Source organism: Komarekiella delphini-convector SJRDD-AB1 (genome assembly GCF_014831675.1).
Taxonomy (GTDB): Bacteria; Cyanobacteriota; Cyanobacteriia; order Cyanobacteriales; family Nostocaceae; genus Komarekiella.
Genome location: NZ_VJXY01000014.1, coordinates 1 through 16,057, shown reverse-complemented (window position 1 = coordinate 16,057; position 16,057 = coordinate 1). Strand labels below are relative to the sequence as shown.

The window sequence follows — 16,057 nt, the reverse complement described above, 5'->3', positions numbered from 1 at the left end:
CGATTATTTATTTGGACTCACCAGACTCATTTACCTGCAAATACTGTAACTGCTCAATTGATAACCCTGTCAATCTTGCTATCTGTTCTAATGGCATACCAATATTGAATAGATTGCTTGCAACTTCAAGTAAAGCTTCAGCTTTGCCTTCGGCTTTGCCTTCAGCCTTCCCTTCAGCTTTGCCTTCAGCTTTGCCTTCAGCTTTGCCTTCTTGTAAAATATCTTGATAAATTACTGACTCGCGCATAATGTCTGACCTCAAAACTCGTCTGATAACCTCTTTATCTAATACTAAACCAGCTAAAATCGCCGTGGAAGCAGCAATATTACTTTGAGTTCTTGATTCTGTAATACCGTTAATTTCCCGTGCCACTTCGTTGAGTATAGCTTCTGAATCAATTGTACTACTCAGCACCGCCAGAGGTAAAAGTCCAGGTGTTCTCAGAAATACTTCGGTTGGTTGTTCCCAAAGTCTAATAACTGCAAATTTATGGCGTGTTCCAGGAATTGTAAATGTATTTTGTTGCACTAAATCTGAATTTGTCTGCTTAAGATAAATTACAACTTGATGCATTGCTTTGTCTGGAAAACGGCGATATACTCGCAATCGATAGTCAATCATCCGAAAAGGAATTTCTGCATCGACTTGAGTTTGAAATTCCAAATGTAAGATGTTTTGCTCCGACTGTAGCAGAATTAGAGCATCAGCGCGAATAGGCTCGATAGATAATTCTTTTGGACTTAGTTCGGTTAAAGTAATGGGTTCACCTAATAACCAAGTGGCGAAATCACTGGAGAAATTTTCAGCTAAAAATTTACAGATATTGTCAAACATTTGGAAATTCTACCAAATAACTTGCTGATTTGCTAGTTATCGGAAATTATTTAATACAAACATTTATATATTCTAATTCTCATAAATCTCTAACGGTAAATTATCTGGATCTTTAAAAAAAGTAAATTTCTTACCTGTAATTTCGTCAATTCTAATAGTTTCTACCTCTAACCCTTTCGAGTTTAAGTAATCAACGGTTTGCTCTATATCATCAACTTGAAAAGCAAGATGTCTTAAACCGCAAGCTTCTGGACTACTAGATCGTTGCGGAGGATTTGGGAAAGAGAATAACTCTATTTGAGCATTTTCTCCGACTCGTAAATCTAATTTGTAAGAATTTCTCTCGGCTCGAAAAGTCTCTTGAATAATCGAAAAGCCTAAAACTTCTACATAAAATATTTTTGAGCGTTGATAATCAGAACAAATTATAGCTACATGATGAATACCAGTAGTTTTCATAACACTTACCAATTACGAATTAGCATGAAACCCAGCATTGAAAGATAATTATTAGATTTCGTTTTTCAAATACCAGTTGCTACAATAGGGAGAATCCCTGTAATGCACTGGCTCGTCAACTTATCACCTTGGTTCATAAAATAGAATTAAATTTATCCTCTGCAATTAATTTAAATCACTTAACTTTAAAAAAATGTTGACTTTTATTTGTTATTGGAGATAAATTCATTTTAACTAAATATTAGTATTTTCATAAATTTTTAATTACTTTAATTTAATTTTTAAAACATATTGTACTTAATGGTGATTAATAAACTTAAAAAAATTAGTACACCAAACAAGATTCGTAAAAAACTCAAGGAAAGCAAAGCTCAAGTAGAGTTCCTGTTTCAAGTTTTTAGAATTACCCCATAGCAATTTATGACTTGCACATTGACAAATTATATTTTTTGTCAATGCGTAAGTCATGGTGAGTAGCCATTTGAGAGACAAATTTTGTTTATCGATAGTCTCTTAAGGGCAAAGTTTGCACTGTGAAAAAGTAATGTCATTAACTCAATTTTGGCATTTTAGCGAATGCGATCGCTTAATTTCCAGTGCAAACTTTTGGAGTTTAATAGACAAATTATTGGTTCTCTTACAGCCTGTGGCTGAAATGTTACCAAAAGTTTGATATTAAATATGCCCACATTCAAAGAGCTAATTATAGCAAGGATTGAGTAATTTACTCAATCCTCAATTTTTTGTTGCAACACAACCATTTATCCGAAAAGACATCCTTCATCTATTCTTCTCTAACAAAAGAACACAAACTCATGGCAAACTCTCAGACAAATACTATCTTCCACTTTTTTTCGTTCTCTATAAAAAGCGTGGTAACTGCATCTGTACTTGGTACAGCAGTTATCCCAGCTGCTTATGCTCAGATAACCCAGTCAAGACCAGATATCCAAATCAGATTTAGTAACAATAACTTTCAGAGGCCTACATTATTAGGTGAAGCAGTTAAACAAGGTCGATTTAACCTGATTGTTACTAATCGGGGTACGGCAATTTATCAAGGAGCTTTAAATCTCAAGATATACGTCTCCCCGGACTCAATCCTCGATAAAAATCCCCTCAGTATCCCTAAAGTCATCACTTCAGTAGCGACTTTGGGTACTACGTCAAATTCCCCTTTGGTGGGCACAGATGAACTACTCGGAACTCAAAGCCTTCCAAGTGTTAGCTTATCTCCTGGTGCATCCCAAACTGTTACCGTAAACTTTACTAGCTCTGACTTTCGTAGTCCAAGTGTTGTAGCACCTGGAGCCTACCATCTGATTGCTGAAATTGATACCGCCATCCCTCAAGCGACTACAAACGGTAAAGTAGTCAATCGGTTAGTTAATGCTGGTGATCCTGTGATTGTTTGGAATGCAACGCTTCTGAATTCCATCCTTGTCTCAGGAATTTTCCGTGATGCAAATGGCGTTCTTACAGCTAGAGGTGGAACACCGCCACCAATAGCAGCACGCAATCAAGCGATCGTTCACTTGGCAGTCTATGATGCTGTAAACGCGATCAACCGGATCGGTCGGTCTTACATTGTGAGAATAAGCCCCTCTGATCCTCGGCTTACGGGCGGCGCGTCGGCACCAGCAGCAGCTATCCAAGCGGCGTATACAACGCTAGCCAATCTATTTACAGTTTCAACACCACAAGATTCACCACAAATTCAAGCAGCTAAAACAGCTATAAAAGCTCTGCTCAACCAACAATTAATAACCTCTTTAGCAGCAATACCGAACGGTACGGCTAAGACCAACGGTAGGTCTATAGGAAGAGAAGTAGCAAAGCAAATACTAGCCTTGCGGAGCAATGACGGTTCGGCTCAGGCGCAGATACCTTACATGGGAGGAAATATACCGGGTGAATGGCGACCAACTTTCCCCGATTTTACAGCTGCATTATTGCCAGGGTGGGGATCAGTTCGTCCCTTTTCACCTAATATACCCAATCGTGACCCAGCCGATCCTAGAGCTCGACTGCTACAGTTCGGACTGTCCGGCCCCTTAAAATTTGGTAGCCAACAGTTCGTAGACGCAGAAAATCTTGTCCGACAGGTAGGGGCCTTCAGGAACACTAGCGTTACTACAATTACTCGCACTTCTGGACAGACGAAAAATGCTCTTTTCTGGGCACTTGATCGCCCAAACACCTTCAGACCTCCTGGTCAGTGGAACCAGTATGCACAACAAATCTCTTTGAATAAAGGCAATAATCTATCTCAGAACGCTCTTTTGTTTGCTCAGTTAAACCTTGCACAAGCTGATGTGGGTATTCTGACGTGGGATTCTAAGTACACCTACAATCAATTGCGACCGATTCAAGCAATCCGCCAAAACAATCCCCTTGATGTGTCAGGAGTAGTTCGTGATCTGAACTGGCTACCACTATTATCATATCAAGATCCTGAAAACTTCTTTAATACTCCCTTAACTCCGCCGTTCCCAGACTACAACTCAGGACACGCTGCATTCGGCGCGGCAGCAGGTCAAGTATTGATTAACTTCTTCGGGGACAACACACCTTTCACAGTTCCTTCCCAGGACTTACCAGGGCAGGCTTTCCCATACAACACTATTTCGGAAGCAATAGAGGACAATGCTGCAAGCCGTATTTTCGGCGGGATTCATGTCCCATCTTCTGGAGTAACTCAGATACCAGTAACAGACGCAAAACCTACAACTCCAGACGGGAGAATAATACGCAATACCGTTACTACTTCTAAAGGGACTTTTGCTATAGATACCGCCAAAGATCCCGATGTCCAATTAGGTATAGAAGTGAGTAACCGCATAATTAAATTGTTTGACTATAAGCTAAATCAGACAATAGACCAACCTTTGATAGAACCATCTTTGATAGATCAATCTTTGATAGATCAATTTTCGATAGACGAACCTTCAACAGACCAACTTTGAAAATTAGGTATTATTAGAAAGCTATTCCTGTAAAACTGTTTTTGATACAATTCTAGTTTTTTTGCGATCGCCTTCTGAAAGTTCTTCACCAGCTTGCAGCCGAGTGGCAGAAGTTTGCAATACTGTGGCTGCGCTTGTATCTCCTATTTGTAGAGCAGTTTTGGCGGCTGTTTGCAGTAATGTTGCAGCGCCAGTGCGATCGCCTTGTTGTAATTTCGCCTCGGCTAGCTGGGTTTGCCGATACTTGGCTAATGTCAAAATAGACTGTTGCACTTGGGGATCGGCAGCAGGTTGATAAACCCGAACCACATTCGCATACACTGGCATAATCGGGGAAAGTATGCCTTGTTTGTTTTCTGCTGGGTCATCATAGCGAATTTGCAGATGCCCAATCACCTGTTTACCTTCTGGTAACTGTCCCAGATAAATATTAGCCAAAACTACCCGTTTCATATCCTTCATCAAATCTCCCAAGCGCACGGCAAAGCCTCCATCAGCTTCTTGTTGCACTGGTAACTCAATTGTGTCTGGAGCAACTTGGGCGATGGGTTTGAGTTCCGCTAGTCGGACATTCGGCACTAGAGACAGTAACAGGTAGGCATTGGTTAGCCCAACAGACTGAATGCGTTTAAATAAACGGCTGAACTGTTCAACTGCTTGTTCAGGACGCTCAATGTGGGCTAAAGTACCACCACTCACATCGGCAATTTTTTCTAATAAATCCTGATTCCAACTATTGCCAAATCCCAGAGTGTTGATGGTTAGGTTGAGCTTAGCAGCCTTTTGGGCAAGTTCTAAGCAACGCTTGTGATCATCCCCTCCAATCTCCCATTTCCAAATCCGCAAACTGCTTTCACCATGACCATCAGTTAGGAGAAATGCCTGGGAAACATTGCCCTTTGTCCCCTTCATCAGTTCTGTGATCCCTAACGCCAAACCATCAGCAATTACTGTGCCGCCACTCGCAGTCAGTTTGCTTTTTATTTGAGATTTGATGTCTTCCGGGTCTAGAACAATTTGGTTAGGGATAATAACTTCAGTAGAACCAGCAAAAGCGACAACTGAGATGCGATCGCCTATTTTCAACCGATCTATTAATCCTTCCACCGCCTGGATTACAGTTTTAATTGGTTGTCCATGCATGGAACCACTCTTATCCAGAATTAAGCAGAGGTTGAGTGGCAGATTTTGGTCAAATTCACTAGCGATGGCCGAAATCGAAATTGCCAGTTGACGCTGGCTACTCGCTTGAGTTACATCAACATTCGTATCATTTAGCGCCGATAGCAATTTAACTTTCATTTAGGAGGGGTATCTTGCAACACAGTTTTTGAGACAATCCGAGTTTTTTTGCGATCGCTATCGGATAAATCTCCACCAGATTGTAACTGTGTGGCAGAAGTTTGCAACACTGTTGCTGCACCTGTATCTCCCATTTGCAGAGCTGTTTTGGCAGCTGTTTGCAACATTGTGGCTGCACCGGTGCGATCGCCTTGTTGCAATTTCGCCTCGGCTAACTGGGTTTGTCGATACTTGGCTAATGCCAAAATAGACTGTTGCACTTGGGGATTGAGATCTGGTTGGTAACGCTCAACTACATTTGCATAAACTGTAATATTTGGCGTAAATAGACTTACCTGATTTTCCGCTGGGTCATCGTAGCGGACTTGCATATTAGCGATCGCTTGTCTACCTGTTGGTAATTGTCCCAGATAAATATTAGCTAAAATTACCCGTTCTACATCTTTCATCAAATCTCCCAAGCGCACAGCAAAGCGTCCATCTGCTTCTTGTTGCACTGGTAACTCAATTGTGTCTGGAGCAACTTGGGCGATGGGTTTGAGTTCTGCCAGCCGAACATTGGGCATGAGAGAGAATAGCAGATAAGCATTAGTCAATCCCACCGTTTGCATCCGGCTGAATAGGCGACTAAATTCTTCGATTGCTTGATCAGGTTGTTGAATATAAGACAAAGTACCTAAGCCTGCATCAGCAATCTTTTCTAAAACATCTTGGTTCCAATTGTTACCAAATCCCAAGGTGTTCAATGTCAAATTATAGCTAGCAGCCAATTGGGCAAATTTCAAACAGCGATTATTATCACCGTGTTCATTTTCCCCATCAGTTAAAAGAAATGCCTGGGAAACAGTGTCTTTTTTTCCCTTCGCTAACTCTTCAATACCCAAGCGTAACCCTTCATCGATCGCAGTTCCACCATCGGCAGTTAAGCGGTTGATTTGCTTTTTGATGTGTTCTGGGTCTTCGATGCTTTGATTGGGTACTAAGACTTTGGCACGGTGATCAAAAGCTACAACACTGAGGCGATCACCGCTCTTGAGTCGATCAACTAGACGAGTCGCTGCTTTTTTGACGTTTTCTAGCGATCGCCCATTCATCGAACCACTATGGTCAAGAATTAAGCATAAATTTAGCGGGGCTTTGCGATCTAGAGTTTCGGCGATCGCAGAAATCGAAATTCCCAACTGACGTTGACTGCTCAGTTGATTCGCATCTAAATTACCATCATTCAAGGCAGGCTGCAAGCTAACCTTCATAACCCAAAGTTCCTATCCGGGATATACATATTTATCAATAACTTCAAAGCACAACTTTAACGCTACGGAAAACTTATCCAACACAAATACATTAATATATTCAGAATATCTTAGAAGCCAAGCATTGGTAGATGCTAAGTCTCCTGAAGCATTAGGGAGAAATCCACACCTTTAAGAGAGCTAGCATCGCGCTAGGATGTATTACAGTTAACGGCATAGTTTCAGGCGATCAGTTGCTATGGACATTTCCCCCATCAAGGCTGTTCAAGCCCCATATTACGGCGATAATTTCTACCGGACACCGCCGCCAGATTTACCTTCCCTCTTGCTGAAGGAGCGAATTGTCTATCTGGGAATGCCCCTGGTGCCTGCTGTCACGGAATTGATCGTCGCTGAACTGCTGTATTTGCAGTCCGACGATCCCGAAAAGCCGATTAAAATCTACATAAACTCCACCGGCACATCCGGTTACAGTGGCGAACCTATTGGCTTTGAAACTGAAGCCTTCGCCATTTTTGACACAATGAAATATATTAAGCCTCCTATCCACACCATCTGCATCGGTTCTGCGATGGGTATGGCAGCGATGCTTCTCAGTGCTGGCACAAAAGGTTGCCGCGCCAGTCTGCCCCACGCCTCTATTATCCTGCACCAACCCAAGAGCTACGCCCAAGGTCAAGCAACGGATATTCAAATTCGGGCAAGGGAAGTTCTGGTAAATAAAGGAGCGATGATTGATATCCTAAATCGCACTACCGGACAGCCTCCAGAAAAAATTACCAAAGACATGGATAGGTTGTTATATCTAACACCCTATGAAGCGAAGGAATACGGCCTAATTGACCGAGTATTTGAAAAAGAAGAACTCGCCAATCCGCCACTACCCGCAAGTGTCCTTTAATTAGTCATTTGTTCTCTGTCATTTGTCCTTTGTAAATAACCGAAAATGACTAATGACTAATGACTAATGACTAATGACTAATGACTAATGACTAAATTACAAACGGAGTAACGAAAATGCCTATAGGCGTTCCTAAAGTTCCTTATCGGATGCCCGGAGGGCAATATACAGATTGGATTAGCATCTACGATCGCCTTTACCGAGAACGGATTATTTTCTTAGGGCGAGATATTGATGATGAAATTGCCAATCAAATTATCGCTGTAATGCTGTATCTGGATTCAGATGATCCAGGTAAGGATATTTATTTATACATCAATTCTCCCGGTGGAATGGTTACATCTGGCATGGCTATTTTTGATACCATGCAACACATTAAATCAGATGTAGTAACTATTTGCGTGGGTTTAGCTGCTTCAATGGGGTCTTTCCTGCTGGCGGCTGGCACCAAAGGCAAACGGATGGCATTACCTCACTCGCGGATCATGATTCACCAGCCTTCTGGTGGTACTCGTGGGCAAGCAACTGATATCGAAATTGAAGCCAGAGAGATTCTACGGATTCGTCATCAGCTCAATGGAATTTATGCTGATAAAACCGGTCAGACCATAGAAAAGATTGAAAAAGACATGGATCGCGACTTTTTCATGTCTGCTGAAGAGGCTAAGGAATACGGTTTAATTGACCGTGTGATTGAAGAACGTCCGTAGAATTGGAGCAGAGGGACGGGGGGGCAGAGGTCTACGGCAGGAACCCCCAACGCGGGACGGGGGGCAGAGGGGCAGAGAAAGAAAATAATTTATGACTCTTGACCCTTCCTTGACCCTTGACTCGTGCCCCCTTCCAGACAACTGTCAAAACTGAACTTTAAATTAGAAAATTAGTCTTTATAATTAACAGTCCTGGCTTTAAGCTAATAGCTGGGTATTTGATAGCTGATAGCTCAAGATGGATCTCGGAGATTGTTACCGTTTATTAGGTTTAAGGTCGGGTGCCTCTTTTGCTGACATCAAAGCGTCGTACCGACGACTGGCGCAGCAATATCACCCCGATATCAACCCAGATGACAAAAAGGCGAAAGATAAGTTTATTGCTTTAACTGAGGCATACAAGCTGTTATTGACAGTAGTACTGCCAGAGGAAATAACCAAAGAGTTAAGTAAGTCATCAACTTCTGAGTCTGATGATACCAAAGAAACGCACCGGGAAAAAGCACCAGTCACAACGGTGACACCCCAACAACAGCCGAAATCAAAGCCGCCTAATCTTTTGGAAATAGAACAGCGGCTAAAGTGGAAGACCTATGAGCAACTACAGCGGTTTTTGCAAGAAAGACGTTTTCCCCAAGCGATCGCCCTGGCGGAAGCTTTAGCAGAAAGATTATCAGAAGATGCAGAAGTACGCCAATGGCTGGCAGTTGCCTATCAAATTTGGGGACGGGCGTTAATTGCTGAAAACCAACTACTCAAAGCCAGAATTTATCTCAAAAAAGCCCTGAAGACAGACCCCCATAACAAAACTCTCTGGCATGAAGTACAGCGCGATTTCCAGCGCTTAGAGCAAATTTTATAATAAAGTATATAAATTATCTTAAAAATAATTGGAAATAAGTCATGTCACGCTGACGGACATTCCGCCCAGAACTTAAGTTCTGGGCTAATAGCTCAAATTCACGGAACGTGTACTGAAACTTTCCCTTTTACAGAGTTTAGCCATTGACATTGTTTAAAATCTTATATTTAGTCCATTAAGGATGGACTTTAGCTATTAGCCTGGAACTAAATTCTAAAGCTTTTTAGCAACGAAGCGGAAGATTTAAAAGATGTTGTTAATGACAAGGGCTAAAGCATAAGGAATTCTTGGTTCCCTTGTTCTCAATTACGGAAACTTCTCTTACGCTGTCTGTGCTTAGCAACTTCTTTGCGTTTACGTTTTTGCTCTGGTGTTTCAAAATGACGATGCTTCTTCATATCTGAAAAAATTCCAGCCTTGGAAACTTGCCGCTTAAATCTACGCAAGGCTGACTCAATTCCTTCATTTTCGCCCACAACTATTTGGGTCATTTTGTCTCCTACTTAAATTGGTATTTGGCAATGCTAACTTATCCAGTAGACTGGAGCGTAAAAAGGGCAGACAACAAGCCTGCCCTGAAGACGTTAGAGTTAAATTTTTTATTTCATTTAGTAACGTTGAGAGTATCCTCCACCGTTATTCCCCCGTCTACCCCCAGAGGAACCTCTGTCTTCACGCGGCTTAGCCTTGTTAACTTTGAGGTTGCGTCCCATCCACTCAGCACCATCAAGAGCGTCAATGGCAGCAGTTTCTTCGGCATCTGTACCCATTTCCACAAAACCAAAGCCCCGTAGCTGACCTGTTTCACGATCAGTAGGTAGCTGAACCCGTTTTACAGAACCATATTCTGCAAACACAGCAGTGAGAGTATCCTGTGTAACCTCGTAAGACAAATTGCCTACGTAAATTGACATAGATTGTTTCCAAAATCAGAGGTTTGTAGAGATTTAGATTTCGGGGAAAAGCCTGTAAATACCAAAAGGTAGAAGCCTATTAATACTAAAAACAAAAGCTACAACCGAATTTTTTTCTCATCTACTACCTTAGCATAGTATCCAGTTTTCACTCGCCGTAACATATTAAGCATTAGGCGAAAACTGCTGCTAAGCTTCAACTAAGCTTTAGTATTTTTTATCTAGCAAAAATATAAATCAAAAATATAAATCAAGTATATTGTGAAATTCTGTCCTGTTGATTACCCGTAATATTCGCAACCTTACTCTCAATCCCTTTTTTTAGTGAGAGTAGAGGAACTTTGGTGTAAAACAAAGACGAAATAGGATAATTTTTTTACAAGCAATTTTACGAGCATTAGATAACTCGTCTATCTATAACTTTTATGCATTATTCGCCTTATACACCCCGAAAATATAAAACTGCTCTGGGGCAGATTCAGAGCAGTGTTGAAAAAGAGGAGTTTTACATAGGGGCTTCATGGTTTTGATGCCCAAACGATTCGTTACTATAGTGGTATACAGCTTTATTCAAGCATTATCCGGAAAAAAGCGAAAAGAAAATTTTAAAAGTAGCGTTGCACAAAGCTTGGAAGGATTCTTAATGAATGATATATCTGTAGTATCCTCATCGATTTGGTGATTCAAGCAATTATTAACTGCATTTTGGTAAAGTCTATTATCAAACATGCAGTTTTTTTAATTATGGGATAGCTGTTTCTAACGCTTTAAGTAACGTACCTGATTCAACTAGAGGTGATGTCAGTAAGAATTTGAGTTGCATTCGATCTCAGTACACTTGGGTGATAACCTTCAGTCTATCTAGTTTTTGACTTAACCGAACCGTACTGTCCTAACTCTGATTTTTTAATCCGGCGATCGCTTGTTAATTTTATTATCAAGCAATATTACACACGAGGTTAGTTTCAGGTATCACACACCAATTAATATTCGCAATTATTTGAGTAGCATTTTGCCAAATTTCATAAAATTTATTTTGTCTACTATTTTATGACTAAGTTCATCTCTCAGTATTTAATAATCATGAATCAACTGCTTTTGAGTTAGGTGCATGGCAATTCCTTTCTCATAGTAAGCTGCTTCGTTGATGAATATGGGATAAACAGTGGACACTCCATCATAGAAAACATCTTTTCCTTCAAAAGTCAGAAATAGCGGCTCACCTGGATTCAAGGGTTCATAATCTCTAAATTGAAGCTGGGGATGAATCATGGCTTCAATTTCCCCGCGTTCATTTCTGGGGTAATCAATGACTCCAGTGTATTGATAAAGTGTAAGTGTGCTATTTTTTTGCGATATTTTTCCTTGATTGTGTCTTTCAAAATAGTCCAAAACTGCATAAACAAGCTGCTCAGTTTGTCGAAATAATTCAGCATCTAAAACACCTTGAGGCACAGCACCAACTTCTATAACAAAACCCAATTCGCACATAGAACGGAGAAAACCACTTCCTCTAAGTTGCTGATGAAAATATACTTTCACTAAAGGGTTGATTGAACTTAAATGAGCTGCTAACTGTAGTAATAAAGGATGCATATTACTCAGGAGAAGACTTAACCCCATATTGGCAGTTGTGCTGTGCAAATCAATAATTACATCCACAAAAGGCTGATTTCGTGGATGTAGTAACTGTTGAATTTCCTTTGCTCGTATATCTTCGTAACTTGAGAGTAACGAATTTTGCAAACCTTGATGAGTGAAGCAACGATTTAAATCTTTGTCAATGTATCGTCTACCTTTTTCGATGGCTTTAGGATTGCCGAGTAACACCAATGTTTCAAAAGTTGATCTGTTGACTAAATTTGGATACTGTTGAAACTTTTTGACTAAATATACTCCTGTTAACTCATTACCGTGGCTTCCTCCAACGATCGCAGCTCGGTTGATTTGAGTCATAAAAACCTCGTGTGTAAAAATCTTATAAGAAAAGTAGAATCCTTCTGTCAGTTTTTTGAGAATGCATAACTGCACAGGTGTGTGTTGGTGCTAAAGAGTTCTATTGCTCTTTAGTATGTTGTAAGTGAAAAACTTTAATTTAGTAAAGGTCACTCGTTTGATGAAATAGGCGATATGAAGTGATGCACTTTTCACTGTCTATCACTTCTTGTAAGAATCACAATAAACAAAATGCTACTATATGTCCAATATTTTTTTACGGACTAAAGTATATTTTAAAAATATAGTAGCCAAAATAATGATAGAACTTCGACATTTACGATACTTTATCGCTGTGGCTGAAGAATTAAACTTTAGCCGTGCGGCTGAACGCTTGCATATTGCTCAACCACCTTTGAGTCAACAAATCCAGGCGTTAGAAGCTGAACTAGGACTACAATTATTTGAACGGAAAAAACGTCCGCTACAGTTGACTACTGCTGGACAAGTCTTTTTAGCAGAAGCACATTTAGTGTTCTCTCAGTTGGAGCAAGCGATTACTTCCGCGCAAAAAGTTAGCCGGGGTGAAATTGGACGCTTAGTGGTGGGGACTAATAGTTCTTTTGCTAACAGCGTTTTGCCAGATATTTTGCAAGTTTTTCGCCCTTTGTTTCCAGAAGTGATACTGGTGTTGCGTGAAGTAAATTCTTCTCAGCAGGTAAACCAACTGCGCGATCGCCAAATTGATATTGCTTTTGAAAGTTTACCTAATCCCAATTGCCACGACACTGCTTTAAGTTTTCTGCCGATTTTACAAGAGCCTTTGATTATTGCTTTGCCAGAAACGCATCCTCTAGCAGCCCAAACCGAAATTCCACTCAAGGCACTGGCAGAAGAACCCTTTGTTTTACCTCCTACCGACCTAGTACCATCATACAGTCAGATTATTAATCTTTGTCAGCAGGTAGGCTTTTCGCCGAAAGTTGTACAAGAAGCAACATGGATGGTGACTGTACTCGGCTTGGTTGCAGGTGGAGTAGGTGTAACATTGCTTCCCGCTAATGCCCAAAACCTACAGCGAACTGGAGTTGTTTACAGACCAATTCAAGGACAAAATTTAACTCTACAATTAGCTGTGGTTTGGCGGCGCGATGATTCATCTGTAATTTTGCGCGAGTTTTTAGAAGTGACAAAAACTGTAGCGCAACAAAAATTCAACTAACTTCTGCTAATAAGGTAATTCACTATAAACTTAAGTACCAAAAGTTTGCTTCATCTTTGAAAGCAAATCTGATATATACTCTCCGCGAATAATAGAACCATGCATTGTTGCAAGATATTTAATCGGTAGCTTTTCTACTGCCTCAATTCCGCGAGTGAAGCTTTTTCCTTCAGACATGAATCCAACTTTTTGCTGAAACTTGATAATGGATTCTGTGAGATCTTTTTCAGTAACAGGCTCCTCAAATTGACCAGGGTGAGCCGCAAGATCAGAACAAAAAAGAATCTCCTCTTGCGGCTGATAAAATATGCAACCCTCCCATCCATGAGGGAAATGGGGAGTTTCAAGAAGTATGATCTCTCTTTTGCCTAAAGAAAGAGCTTTGTTATTCTTAAGAACCGTTGACGGTCTCAATGCAAAATCATCTATGTTCGATTTATTAAGACGACTCACAATGATTTCTGCTTGCGGAGCTACTTCAAGCCATTGATTAAGGGAGCCGCATTCGTCAGCTTCCAGGTGACAGAAGGCGATATATCGAAGCTTTGAAGCGTCGCACACAGATGAAACAAGTTCATATATTTGGTCAAACCACTCTGCTCGACCCGTATGAATGAGCATAGGACGCTCATCAAGGATGAGGAATTGACTAAAAACAAATTTTTTATCATTTGAGACAGAGAGCTTATATATACCAGGAACTATCTCATCGATGCGCGTGAACTTAGCCTTGAGACGTGTAAACATACTTTCTTATTAAGTAATTCAAAAATATATGTATTTTTTTATTCACAAATTAATAACAGTCAAAGTGCTCTAGCTGCGGGCAAAATAAGCCATTGTAATGCAATTATCTCCTTATACCAAGTAAATATTTAACTTTTTATAGATAACATTAAATACCAATTCTTATTAATAACTCTCTAAATTATATGTCTTTGGGAACAATACTAGAGTTATACAAGTTTGATTTAATTAATCAGTCTAAGTAATTAAATAATAATCAATATTTATCACTCAGGAGCTAGTTGTCAACTAGGCACGTGTAGGGCTTTATCCAAGATACAATTTCATATATAAAATTTATTAATATCAAAAAAGATATGTCTCAGTAAGAAAACCAAAGGAGATATATTTCCTTTCACCCTAAATATTGATCATAAATGACTAGAACTGAACTGGAATGGCAACATCTTAAAACTCCCGAAATTACTGGAGGCGTCTTTACAAAGAGAACGTTTTATGTATTAAATATATTAACGGATTTTAGTAACTTCAAGTTTTTGACCACTACCTTTATATAGGCGGCGTAGACGCTAGGCAGTTTTTCGTAAGGCATCGCTTGCTTAATATTGGATAAATCAAACATTAATACCTTAAAATCTCTATCTCATATCTAATACTTCCTGTCAATACCTAAATTTCACTTAAATCTCTACTAAAACTTCATGATGTCAATAAGCATTTATACATAAAGTTCATATTTTTTTTGATATGAATATTAAGTAATTGACTGAACAAAATGTAACGTAAGGTTTTTATTAACTTAGCGATGATTAGTTTCATATTAACTATGCTTATGAAATTAATCTTGATTAGAAATTACACAATTACTATATTTATCTCAAAATAATGCAACTTTATACACCTATTGAAATCGAACAAATCCACCAGGATATTCCCCACTTAATTGAAATCATGGAGTGGGTTAAAAGTTTTTTAGGAAGGCATCATCCTGATTTAGGTAGACCTGGGCCAGTTTGCCCTTTTGTGCCTCATGCTCTCAAATCAAACAGTATTCAAATGGCGGTTATTCGCGCCAAAAATTTAGATTCACAACAATTAGAAGAGATTGTTAGACATTACCGGGATATTTTCCTGGATATAACTCCAAAAGAGAAAGAATTAGCTATAAATAAGGCATTTTTACTTATTTTTCCTGATGTCCAAATTCATGAAACCTCTCAACTAATTGATGGGATTCAGCAAAAACTTAAACCCTCCTTTGTCGAGTCAGGACTAATGCTCGGAGAATTTCACAAGCAAAATGAGAGTTCTGGACTGCACAACCCAAATTTCCGTCCGCTTCGTAGCCCGATTCCCTTACTGGCTATCCGTTTTATGGTTGAATCTGATCTGCCTTTTCTTCTAAGTCCAGATAACCCATACTTACGTATTAGGTATCTGGAAGCTTATTTAAAGAATTTTGCTCATAAGCTGACAGATAAAGCAAAGTTAAACGATGCTTATCAGGCATTAGCATTAGCTAAAGAACAACTTAAAGAAGAAAATTTAGTGAAATATTGACATATATAAAATGAGTATAAATGTTAAAGATTCAGAAATTAAGGAAAATATTCATTTAGATACCTTGACTCACTTCATTGGCGGTCAAGTTATACAGGAATTGAATTACACCCAAACACTTGATTACCAGAATTTGTGCATTCATCAAATGTTTGAGATTCAGGTAGAGCGATCGCCTGATACAATCGCCGTAGTATTTGAAAACACCCAACTTACTTATCGGCAGTTAAACCAACGGGCAAATCAGCTAGCGCATCACCTACGTACCTTGGGCGTTGAACCAGAGGTACTGGTTGGTATTTGTCTAGAGCGCTCCTTAGAAATGATCATCGGACTGTTGGGAATTCTCAAGGCTGGAGGAGCGTATGTACCTTTAGACCCGGCATATCCT

The 16,057-nt window shown here is 39.8% G+C and carries 16 protein-coding genes; 8 read left to right on the top strand and 8 right to left on the bottom strand.

What is annotated here, in order from left to right; translation table 11 throughout:
* Window positions 1-7 precede the first annotated feature (7 nt).
* The gene (locus FNW02_RS14365) at window positions 8-835 is read right to left on the bottom strand and encodes an Rpn family recombination-promoting nuclease/putative transposase (protein WP_191758217.1); all 828 of its coding nucleotides are present in this window, start codon (window positions 833-835) and stop codon (window positions 8-10) included.
* Window positions 836-907: 72 nt separating this feature from the next.
* Window positions 908-1,294 carry an SMU1112c/YaeR family gloxylase I-like metalloprotein gene (gloA2, locus tag FNW02_RS14360; protein ID WP_191758216.1) on the bottom strand — a complete coding sequence of 129 codons (387 nt, stop codon included), beginning with the start codon at window positions 1,292-1,294 and terminating at the stop codon, window positions 908-910.
* Between the two features lie 544 nt (window positions 1,295-1,838).
* Here gloA2 and FNW02_RS39570 point away from each other — a divergent pair.
* Both FNW02_RS39570 and FNW02_RS14355 read left to right on the top strand, forming a co-directional pair.
* Entirely contained in the window at window positions 1,839-1,967 is a 129-nt protein-coding gene (locus tag FNW02_RS39570; RefSeq protein ID WP_263627756.1) for a hypothetical protein, read from the top strand.
* Between the two features lie 142 nt (window positions 1,968-2,109).
* Window positions 2,110-4,260 (top strand): vanadium-dependent haloperoxidase, encoded by a 2,151-nt coding sequence (locus FNW02_RS14355; RefSeq protein WP_191758215.1) that lies wholly within the window; start codon window positions 2,110-2,112, stop codon window positions 4,258-4,260.
* 21 nt (window positions 4,261-4,281) lie between these two features.
* On the opposite strand, the gene FNW02_RS14350 is transcribed toward FNW02_RS14355, so the two are convergent.
* Both FNW02_RS14350 and FNW02_RS14345 read right to left on the bottom strand, forming a co-directional pair.
* Window positions 4,282-5,562: a vWA domain-containing protein gene (locus FNW02_RS14350; RefSeq protein WP_191758214.1), complete on the bottom strand. Its 1,281-nt coding sequence runs from the start codon at window positions 5,560-5,562 to the stop codon at window positions 4,282-4,284.
* Window positions 5,559-6,815, bottom strand: coding sequence for a vWA domain-containing protein (locus tag FNW02_RS14345; RefSeq protein ID WP_191758213.1), 1,257 nt, complete (start codon window positions 6,813-6,815; stop codon window positions 5,559-5,561). The genes FNW02_RS14350 and FNW02_RS14345 overlap by 4 nt, the downstream gene beginning before the upstream one ends.
* A 238-nt stretch (window positions 6,816-7,053) precedes the next feature.
* Here FNW02_RS14345 and FNW02_RS14340 point away from each other — a divergent pair, with 238 nt between their 5' ends.
* From FNW02_RS14340 to FNW02_RS14330, 3 genes are all read left to right on the top strand, one after another.
* Window positions 7,054-7,716, top strand: a complete 663-nt coding sequence (locus tag FNW02_RS14340; RefSeq protein ID WP_191758212.1) for an ATP-dependent Clp protease proteolytic subunit — start codon at window positions 7,054-7,056, stop codon at window positions 7,714-7,716.
* Window positions 7,717-7,832: 116 nt separating this feature from the next.
* Window positions 7,833-8,426: an ATP-dependent Clp protease proteolytic subunit gene (locus FNW02_RS14335; protein WP_191758211.1), complete on the top strand. Its 594-nt coding sequence runs from the start codon at window positions 7,833-7,835 to the stop codon at window positions 8,424-8,426.
* A gap of 238 nt (window positions 8,427-8,664) precedes the next feature.
* Window positions 8,665-9,288, top strand: a complete 624-nt coding sequence (locus FNW02_RS14330) for a J domain-containing protein (RefSeq protein ID WP_191758210.1) — start codon at window positions 8,665-8,667, stop codon at window positions 9,286-9,288.
* Window positions 9,289-9,590: 302 nt separating this feature from the next.
* On the opposite strand, the gene rpsU is transcribed toward FNW02_RS14330, so the two are convergent.
* The 3 genes from rpsU to FNW02_RS14315 form a co-directional block, all read right to left on the bottom strand.
* On the bottom strand, window positions 9,591-9,779 hold the full coding sequence (gene rpsU, locus FNW02_RS14325; RefSeq protein WP_162397714.1) for a 30S ribosomal protein S21: 189 nt from the start codon (window positions 9,777-9,779) through the stop codon (window positions 9,591-9,593).
* A gap of 117 nt (window positions 9,780-9,896) precedes the next feature.
* Window positions 9,897-10,202 (bottom strand): RNA recognition motif domain-containing protein, encoded by a 306-nt coding sequence (locus tag FNW02_RS14320; protein ID WP_162397713.1) that lies wholly within the window; start codon window positions 10,200-10,202, stop codon window positions 9,897-9,899.
* 1,074 nt (window positions 10,203-11,276) lie between these two features.
* Window positions 11,277-12,158: an aspartoacylase gene (locus FNW02_RS14315; protein ID WP_191758209.1), complete on the bottom strand. Its 882-nt coding sequence runs from the start codon at window positions 12,156-12,158 to the stop codon at window positions 11,277-11,279.
* Window positions 12,159-12,456: 298 nt separating this feature from the next.
* Between FNW02_RS14315 and FNW02_RS14310 the strand changes: the two genes are divergently transcribed.
* Window positions 12,457-13,359 carry a LysR substrate-binding domain-containing protein gene (locus FNW02_RS14310; RefSeq protein ID WP_225225648.1) on the top strand — a complete coding sequence of 301 codons (903 nt, stop codon included), beginning with the start codon at window positions 12,457-12,459 and terminating at the stop codon, window positions 13,357-13,359.
* 30 nt (window positions 13,360-13,389) lie between these two features.
* Here the strand turns inward: FNW02_RS14310 and FNW02_RS14305 are convergent, their stop codons facing one another.
* On the bottom strand, window positions 13,390-14,106 hold the full coding sequence (locus FNW02_RS14305) for an oxygen-binding di-iron domain-containing protein (RefSeq protein WP_191758208.1): 717 nt from the start codon (window positions 14,104-14,106) through the stop codon (window positions 13,390-13,392).
* Between the two features lie 885 nt (window positions 14,107-14,991).
* Between FNW02_RS14305 and FNW02_RS14300 the strand changes: the two genes are divergently transcribed.
* Both FNW02_RS14300 and FNW02_RS14295 read left to right on the top strand, forming a co-directional pair.
* Window positions 14,992-15,666: a DUF6875 domain-containing protein gene (locus FNW02_RS14300; protein ID WP_191758207.1), complete on the top strand. Its 675-nt coding sequence runs from the start codon at window positions 14,992-14,994 to the stop codon at window positions 15,664-15,666.
* 64 nt (window positions 15,667-15,730) lie between these two features.
* The coding region (locus FNW02_RS14295; protein ID WP_431356810.1) for an AMP-binding protein at window positions 15,731-16,057 on the top strand (327 nt) is incomplete at its 3' end.

Coding starts and splice junctions, on each gene's coding strand:
- FNW02_RS14365 (WP_191758217.1), bottom strand. CDS start 835: ATGTTTGACAATATCTGTAAATTTTTAGCTGAAAATTTCTCCAGTGAT.
- gloA2 (WP_191758216.1), bottom strand. CDS start 1,294: ATGAAAACTACTGGTATTCATCATGTAGCTATAATTTGTTCTGATTAT.
- FNW02_RS39570 (WP_263627756.1), top strand. CDS start 1,839: ATGTCATTAACTCAATTTTGGCATTTTAGCGAATGCGATCGCTTAATT.
- FNW02_RS14355 (WP_191758215.1), top strand. CDS start 2,110: ATGGCAAACTCTCAGACAAATACTATCTTCCACTTTTTTTCGTTCTCT.
- FNW02_RS14350 (WP_191758214.1), bottom strand. CDS start 5,562: ATGAAAGTTAAATTGCTATCGGCGCTAAATGATACGAATGTTGATGTA.
- FNW02_RS14345 (WP_191758213.1), bottom strand. CDS start 6,815: ATGAAGGTTAGCTTGCAGCCTGCCTTGAATGATGGTAATTTAGATGCG.
- FNW02_RS14340 (WP_191758212.1), top strand. CDS start 7,054: ATGGACATTTCCCCCATCAAGGCTGTTCAAGCCCCATATTACGGCGAT.
- FNW02_RS14335 (WP_191758211.1), top strand. CDS start 7,833: ATGCCTATAGGCGTTCCTAAAGTTCCTTATCGGATGCCCGGAGGGCAA.
- FNW02_RS14330 (WP_191758210.1), top strand. CDS start 8,665: ATGGATCTCGGAGATTGTTACCGTTTATTAGGTTTAAGGTCGGGTGCC.
- rpsU (WP_162397714.1), bottom strand. CDS start 9,779: ATGACCCAAATAGTTGTGGGCGAAAATGAAGGAATTGAGTCAGCCTTG.
- FNW02_RS14320 (WP_162397713.1), bottom strand. CDS start 10,202: ATGTCAATTTACGTAGGCAATTTGTCTTACGAGGTTACACAGGATACT.
- FNW02_RS14315 (WP_191758209.1), bottom strand. CDS start 12,158: ATGACTCAAATCAACCGAGCTGCGATCGTTGGAGGAAGCCACGGTAAT.
- FNW02_RS14310 (WP_225225648.1), top strand. CDS start 12,457: ATGATAGAACTTCGACATTTACGATACTTTATCGCTGTGGCTGAAGAA.
- FNW02_RS14305 (WP_191758208.1), bottom strand. CDS start 14,106: ATGTTTACACGTCTCAAGGCTAAGTTCACGCGCATCGATGAGATAGTT.
- FNW02_RS14300 (WP_191758207.1), top strand. CDS start 14,992: ATGCAACTTTATACACCTATTGAAATCGAACAAATCCACCAGGATATT.